This is a genomic window from Gemmiger qucibialis (assembly GCF_027689445.1).
GTDB classification, from domain to species: Bacteria; Bacillota; Clostridia; order Oscillospirales; family Ruminococcaceae; genus Gemmiger; species Gemmiger qucibialis.
Genome location: NZ_JAQFEN010000024.1, coordinates 1 through 5,094, shown reverse-complemented (window position 1 = coordinate 5,094; position 5,094 = coordinate 1). Strand labels below are relative to the sequence as shown.

Below are 5,094 nucleotides of genomic sequence, written 5' to 3'. Positions count from 1 at the left end.
ATAATATATGCCCCCTATGGGGGGGGGGGACAAGCTGAAATGGGTTTGTCGTAAAATAGGGAAAAAATATATTGATAATATATGCCCCCCTATGGCCTTTAGGCCAGGGAAAATATAATAAAATATTCTCTCTCTGACAGGGAGAAAGTCGGAGGGGGTTATGGGGGTGAGCGGCGGGGTGTGGGAATGTGGTAAACCTGAAAGGTTTTCCATCATTTCCATGCCCCAGAGCGAGGGGGAAAAGGGGGAGGTGACTTTCTCTTTAAGGCCCCGAAGGGGCCGCTCTTTGGCTTCCCCTTTTCCCCCTATGGGTTTGCAGAATGTACGAAAAGAGGTGTAAGGAGTGGCGGATCAGCAAGAAGCCCTGGAACGGCTGCGGGAACTTTACAGGGAAAAGAACGAGCATTTAGAGAAGTTTTTGGAGCCGGTGGAGCCGTATGAGTTTTATCGTGAGATCTTCCCAGAAGGATCTTTCGAGAGGAAGGGCCATTTTGAGGACAGGAAGGGAAACGGAATTGCGGTGACGGTGCCGAAAGGTGAGGTTGACAAGGCAACGGGGATTGCCTTGCAGATCGAGGGGGACGGTAAAGCGAAACGCTGTACCATCACTGACGAGCTGGACGAGCTGCGGGAGCTGCAAGATACCGATTTCACGATTATGTCCCCGATCTCCTATTTTGGGCTGCGGCGGTGCGGCAAAAATGCCAGGTATCTCTATGCCTTGGTTTTTGACCTGGACGGGGTGGGTATGCCCCAGCTCCGGGACACGCTGCACCAGATGAACAAGGATATTCTGCCCCAGGCAACCTTTGTTGTAAACAGCGGGACAGGGCTTCACCTGTATTATGTGCTGAAAGAGCCGGTGCCTATGTACCCGTACAACCAAAAATGCTTGAAAGAGCTGAAATATTCCCTTACCCGGCAGATTTGGAATAAGTTTACCTCCACCATCAAAGAGCCGCAAATGCAGGGGATTTTGCAGGGCTTTCGGGTGGTCGGCTCCGGCTCGAAGCTGGGACGGGAGTACCCTGTGAGGGCGTTCCGGCTCGGCGGGCCGGTGGAGCTGGCGCGGTTGCTTGATTATATCCCGGACAGCAACGGGGAACAGCAGCGGCTTGAGGGGCTTATGAGAAAGAGCCGCCTGTCGCTGGCCGAGGCGAAAGAGAAGTACCCGGATTGGTATGAGCGGAGGATCGTCAAGAAGGAGCGGCGGGGCCGCTGGACGGTCAAGCGTGACCTTTACGACTGGTGGCTACACCGGATCGCCGATGAAATCCGGGTGGGCCATCGTTTCTATGGCATTATGACGCTGGCGATTTATGCAAAAAAATGCGGGATAGACGAGGACGAGCTGCGCCGGGACGCTTTTGCGCTGCTCCGGCCCTACGATGATATGAGTGTTGAGGATATAAACCGCTTTACAAAAGATGATGTGGTGTGCGCCCTGGAAATGTTCAATGAGGACTATGTGACATTCCCCAGGGACGATATAGCGAAGCTCTCCGGCCTGACTATGCCTGTCAATAAGCGGAACTGGCGCAAACAGGAACAGCATTTGAAGATAGCCAGGGCAACGCGGGACATAGTTCATAGTAATTGGCGTGAGGGGAATGGCCGCCCGTCGGCCCAGGCGCGGGTTTATGAATGGCGGCAGCAGCACCCGGAGGGGCGCAAGGCCGACTGTCACCGGGAAACTGGCCTTGATCCGAAAACCGTCCGTAAGTGGTGGGATTGCCCGCCGCCAGCGGTGCGCTTTGAAAATGGGCATATAACGGTGCGGGTGTCCCCTTCCCAGGAGTTGAGCGATTGGATCCTGGACGCACTGCACGATGGGGGCCAGGAATAAGGCCCAGAAAGGCCCCTGTTACGCTTTAGAAGCCGTTTTCAGCCCTCCGAGGGTAAATATACCGGCCCCCTCTCTACTGCGCCCGGAAAGCCGCATAAATCAAGGCTTTTTTGTCCTCTAAATGCGAACATACCAGGGTAGAAGTTTAAGGGCCAGTGCTTGGGTAAACGGTCAGAAACATATATTGACATTGTAAATAAAAAGTTATACAATGGATATAATGAGAGTGAAAGGAGTTGCTACCTATGGCAAATACAAATATTAACATTCGTATGGACGCAGACTTGAAGCGGCAGTTTGAGGCGTTCTGTGCTGATATGGGAATGACGATGACAACGGCGTTCAATGTTTTTGCGCGTAAGGCTGTGAGGGAGTATAGAATACCCTTTGAAATTAGCGGCGATGTGCCGAACGCGGAAACTGTTGAAGCAATCAAGGAAGTAAAGAGAATGAAAGCCGATCCGAGCCTCGGCAAGACCTATTCCAATGTCGATCAGATGATGGAGGAGCTGCTTGCTGATGTATAACATAAGACCAACCACAAAGTTTCAGAAGGATTTGAAGCGCGTGAAAAAGCGCGGCTTTGATATTTCTTTGCTGACGGATATTATTAAAAAGTTGGCTGCGGGGGAGCCGTTGCCAGAGAAGAACAGGGATCACCAACTTTCCGGGGATTATGCTGGGTGTCGTGAGTGCCACATTACGCCGGATTGGTTGCTGATCTACGAAGTGGACGGGGACGAGCTGATTTTATATCTCACCCGGACGGGATCGCATAGCGATTTATTTTAGGGGAAGGAGGAAAGGTCTATGAGCTGGGATAAAGAGAGGATCGCGCAGTTGCAGCTCCCCGATCCGGCAGACGATGATCCGCACTCTCGGCTGCTCCTGGAAGGGGACGGCATACACGCAGGGCAGGGTTTTACCGCCTTGTTTCCTGATGGCTGGCACGAGATTACCCTTGAAGTAGCCTGGGAGCCAACAGGCCCCGGCTGCTGGTACATATCTACGCCTGGGTTTGAGGGCGTGTGTCCTGTGGGCCTGTTCGTGAAAGTATGAAAACAATCCGGCAGATAGCGGACGAGATAGGGGTATCAAAGACAGCAGTAAATAAACAAATCGCAAACCTGGGTTTGCGATCAGGTTTGCGAAAAAACGGAAACCAGTTTGCGATTGATGAACACCAGGAAGCCTTGATAAAACAGGCTTTTTCTGAAAAATCGCAAACCGAAATCGAAAACCAAACGCAAACTAAAACGCAAACCGAAAACCACGAAGTTTCCGATTTGGTTTGCGTTTTACAGGCCACCATCGACACACTGCAAGGGCAGCTTGAAGTAAAAGACAGGCAGATTGAAAAGCTGACGGAGGCTCTGGTTGCCGCCCAGCAGACAGCAGCGGCGGCCCAGGCCCTTCACGCGGGGACAATCCAGCAGCAGCTTCTTACCGGGGAGGCCGGAGCGGATCAGCAGGGCCAGGAGCCGGAGCAAAAGCGCGGGTGGTTTAGTAAACTGTTTGGAAAGTAGAAAGCAACTTAAAGTTGCTCAATAATTGGTGGTAGCAACCAAGAAGTTATTGCTAAAATGATGATCAGAAAGGAGGAACAAATATGAGTATAGCGGCACCAATGCTGGTTATTTCTTTGATCATCTATGCAGGTCTTTTCGGGCTATTTATCTATCTGGTTATCTTGATTATTCGAGCTTTGAAGAAATATATTAGGTCTAAAGATGTAAGAGCTGAAAAGAGCGTCCTTAAGCAAAATTTAGGTGAAGTATTGAAAGACTTGCGGACTAAAAATAAGATGACCCAAGAATTTGTAGCAGAAACAATAGGGGTTAGTCGGCAAGCAGTATCTAAGTGGGAAAGCGGAGAATGTGATCCGAGTACCTCTAATTTGATTGCGCTGGCAAAGTTGTACGGAACGACGGTTGAGGAAATTTTGCAGAGCATAAAGCAGTAATTTGACAGTGTGGCCGAAGTCCCAGCCGGAGCCGCCCGAAAGCAGCGGGAAACCGTAGCGGTTGGCAGCTCCGGCAATCCCCCGCGGGAGCGCGCAAAAGCACTTTCATACTGCCAGCCCCGAAGGGGCGACGGTGTGAAAGTGCTTTTGCGTTACTTTCTCACAAGAAAGTAACAAAGAGGTTGTGGACTGCGGCCAGTTATGGTAAAATAGGAGTAGTAGGATATAGGCTTTTGCAGGAAAGGGACGGGTGATTTTATAGGCACAACCATTTCGGGAATGACGGGCCGGGGAAGTATCCGGCACAACAACAGGAGCTTTTCAGCGGCGAATGTAGACCGAAGCAGGTCGGGGCAGAATGTCACCTTTTGCAACGAGGATTTGAAAAAGGTGTACCACGAACTTTTCGATGAAGCCCTGGCCGCCTACAATGCCAAAAAGAAAAAGACCAGGGACAAGATACCAGACTACTATGAGCATATCCGGCAGAGCAAGCAGGAGAAGCTATTTCACGAGGCTATCTTTCAGATCGGCAACTTGACGGACTGCGGGTGCGGCTCCCCTGGAGGGGAACGGGCGGCGGCAGCTCTCAAAGAATTTGCAGAGTCCTTCCAGGAGCGCAATCCTCATCTGCGGGTGTTCAATATGGTGCTGCACATGGACGAGGCCACGCCCCACCTCCATGTGGACTTCGTGCCGGTGGCAACGGAGCAGAGCCGGGGCCTCTCAACGAGGGTATCAATGAAACAAGCGTTAAAGCAGCAAGGATTTGAGGGGCTTGGCCGGAAGCAGACGGAATGGAAAGCCTGGATGGAACGGGAGAAAGAAGCCCTAACAGAAATCGCCCAGGCGCATGAGTTTGAGATTATCAGCCTGGGCGGTGGCCGGCCTCATATGGAGCTGCCAGAGTACAGAGCAGCGGCCCAGCGGCTTGAAGCTGTCCAGGAACAGGTGATAGCGGCAGAGCAGGAGATCGCGGCCTTGGAAAAGCAGAGAAAGGCCCTGCAAGGGAATGTGAAGCTGCTGAAAGCGGTGGAGAAGGTCAAGCCCGATCTGGACGCAATACAGCCGGAAAAGACGCTGACAGGGGCCGTCAAGGGCGTGACGGTGGAGCAGGTGAAGGAGCTGAAGGCGGCGGTGATCCGGGGCGCGGCGGCAGAGCAGAAGGTGCGGGAGCTGAAGGTAGAAAACCAACAGCTTCAGCAGAAAATCCCCTCGACGAAAGAAAAGCTGAAGGAGGCCCAGGAGCGGCAGCGGCTTGAAAATGAAAACCGGCAGCTCAAAG

Annotated in this window: 7 protein-coding genes; all 7 read left to right on the top strand. The window is 52.3% G+C overall.

Annotation, left to right across the window (positions count from 1 at the left end; all coding sequences use genetic code 11):
* Nucleotides 1-343 precede the first annotated feature (343 nt).
* Nucleotides 344-1,846 carry a hypothetical protein gene (locus PG062_RS15755; RefSeq protein ID WP_118534469.1) on the top strand — a complete coding sequence of 501 codons (1,503 nt, stop codon included), beginning with the start codon at nt 344-346 and terminating at the stop codon, nt 1,844-1,846.
* Nucleotides 1,847-2,091: 245 nt separating this feature from the next.
* Nucleotides 2,092-2,373 carry a type II toxin-antitoxin system RelB/DinJ family antitoxin gene (locus PG062_RS15750; RefSeq protein WP_005948237.1) on the top strand — a complete coding sequence of 94 codons (282 nt, stop codon included), beginning with the start codon at nt 2,092-2,094 and terminating at the stop codon, nt 2,371-2,373.
* Nucleotides 2,366-2,638 (top strand): type II toxin-antitoxin system YafQ family toxin, encoded by a 273-nt coding sequence (locus PG062_RS15745; protein WP_066859802.1) that lies wholly within the window; start codon nt 2,366-2,368, stop codon nt 2,636-2,638. Before PG062_RS15750 ends, PG062_RS15745 begins: the two co-directional genes overlap by 8 nt.
* Nucleotides 2,639-2,656: 18 nt before the next feature.
* Nucleotides 2,657-2,905 carry a hypothetical protein gene (locus PG062_RS15740; protein WP_118544362.1) on the top strand — a complete coding sequence of 83 codons (249 nt, stop codon included), beginning with the start codon at nt 2,657-2,659 and terminating at the stop codon, nt 2,903-2,905.
* Complete coding sequence (locus PG062_RS15735; protein WP_118534467.1) at nt 2,902-3,372, top strand: hypothetical protein; 471 nt, start codon at nt 2,902-2,904, stop codon at nt 3,370-3,372. Before PG062_RS15740 ends, PG062_RS15735 begins: the two co-directional genes overlap by 4 nt.
* A gap of 83 nt (nt 3,373-3,455) precedes the next feature.
* On the top strand, nt 3,456-3,809 hold the full coding sequence (relB, locus tag PG062_RS15730; RefSeq protein ID WP_118534466.1) for a type II toxin-antitoxin system RelB family anti-toxin: 354 nt from the start codon (nt 3,456-3,458) through the stop codon (nt 3,807-3,809).
* Nucleotides 3,810-4,088: 279 nt separating this feature from the next.
* On the top strand, nt 4,089-5,094 hold a 1,006-nt coding region (locus PG062_RS15725), incomplete at its 3' end, for a plasmid recombination protein (protein WP_270753008.1).

Bases quoted from the DNA above. Each gene is read 5' to 3' on its own strand.
- relB (WP_118534466.1), top strand. From the start codon at position 3,456: ATGAGTATAGCGGCACCAATGCTGGTTATTTCTTTGATCATCTATGCA.
- PG062_RS15750 (WP_005948237.1), top strand. From the start codon at position 2,092: ATGGCAAATACAAATATTAACATTCGTATGGACGCAGACTTGAAGCGG.
- PG062_RS15745 (WP_066859802.1), top strand. From the start codon at position 2,366: ATGTATAACATAAGACCAACCACAAAGTTTCAGAAGGATTTGAAGCGC.
- PG062_RS15735 (WP_118534467.1), top strand. From the start codon at position 2,902: ATGAAAACAATCCGGCAGATAGCGGACGAGATAGGGGTATCAAAGACA.
- PG062_RS15740 (WP_118544362.1), top strand. From the start codon at position 2,657: ATGAGCTGGGATAAAGAGAGGATCGCGCAGTTGCAGCTCCCCGATCCG.